At 73.5% G+C, this 1,311-nt stretch carries 1 protein-coding gene; it reads right to left on the reverse strand.

The genetic code is table 11. The features are described from left to right. The coding region (locus tag AMS65_RS18255) for a phytoene desaturase family protein (protein ID WP_053385579.1) at positions 1-1,311 on the reverse strand (1,311 nt) is incomplete at both ends.

Genomic DNA, 1,311 nt, shown 5'->3' on the forward strand with positions numbered 1-1,311 from the left:
GCGCCAGGGGTCGACGGACGCCACCGGACGCGCGATCAGCTGCCGCATGGTGATCGCACCGGCGCTGAAGTCGCCGCCGTGGTAGTTGCGGTTGTAGTCGGCGAGCTCCGCAGCGGTGGTGACTCGGAAGCTGCGGATCCGATCGCGGAAGCCCGGCGCGAAGCGCTCGATCTGAGCGATCACCGCCGCCGACATGTCGTGCGTGGAACCGCTGGGCACGTGCGTGTAGCTCCACACCGCGTTGACGCCCTCGGGGTTGCGGCCCGGGTCGAAGCCGGCCGTCTGAGCGAGCAGCACATACGGCTGCTCGGGATGGCGGCCACGAGCCACCTCGAGTTCTGCCGCGGCGACCTCGGCCCGGCTGCCGCCGAGGTGCACGGTCGGGGAAGCGAGGACGCGGGGGTCGCGCCACGGGATCGGCCCGTCGAGCACGAAGTCGACCTTGGTGGCGGCGTCGCCGTAGCGGAAGCGGCCGAGCGCACGCCGGTATCGCGCGGGCAGCACAGAACCGGCGATGCGGGCGAGCCCCCTCGCCGAGGTGTCGAAGAGCTTGACGTCGAAGCCGTCGAGTTCGCGCACATCGGTGACCGCGTGGGACGTCTCGATGCGGCCGCCGTGCGCCAGCAGGTCGGCCGCGAGCGCGTCGCTGATCGCGCGGGATCCCCCGACCGGTACCGGCCAGCCGCTCGCGTGGGCGAGTGCTCCGAGCACCACGCCGACCGCGGCGGTGGCGAGGTTCGGCATACGGCCGATGCTGTGCGCTGCGACACCGGAGAGGAGCGCCGGGGCGGCCTCCTCCCGGAATCGCAGGTTCCAGAGCGGGGTGCCCTGCTCCAGCGTGCGCAGACCGGTGGCGAGCGCGGCGAGCGGATCGGCCGGGAGACGGAGCATGCTGCCGCCCAGCGCGAAATCGACGACGCCGTCGAGGCGGCGCAGCAGGGGCCGGTAGAAGCGCGCGTAGGCGGCCCCGTCCGCACCCAGTTCGTCCGCGGTGCGCGCGAGGTCCCGGTAGGCGATCGCCGCGCGATCCGCTCCTCCCGCCGCGGCGCCGTCGAGCGGATTCGCGAACGAGGCGTCCGGGGTCACGAAGTCCATACGCCGCGCGAGCTCGAAAGCGCGGAAGAATCCCGTGGCCAGCGCCATCGGGTGGATCGCCGAGCAGACATCGTGCAGCACCCCGGGCTCGACGAGCTCAGCCGTGCGCGTGCCGCCGCCGATGGTCTCGGCCGCCTCGAACACCGTGACCGGCACCCCGGCACGGGCCAGCGTCACGGCGGCGGCGAGCCCGTTAGGGCCGGCCCCGACCACCGC

The organism is Leucobacter celer subsp. astrifaciens (assembly GCF_001273835.1).
Taxonomy (GTDB): domain Bacteria; phylum Actinomycetota; class Actinomycetes; order Actinomycetales; family Microbacteriaceae; genus Leucobacter; species Leucobacter celer.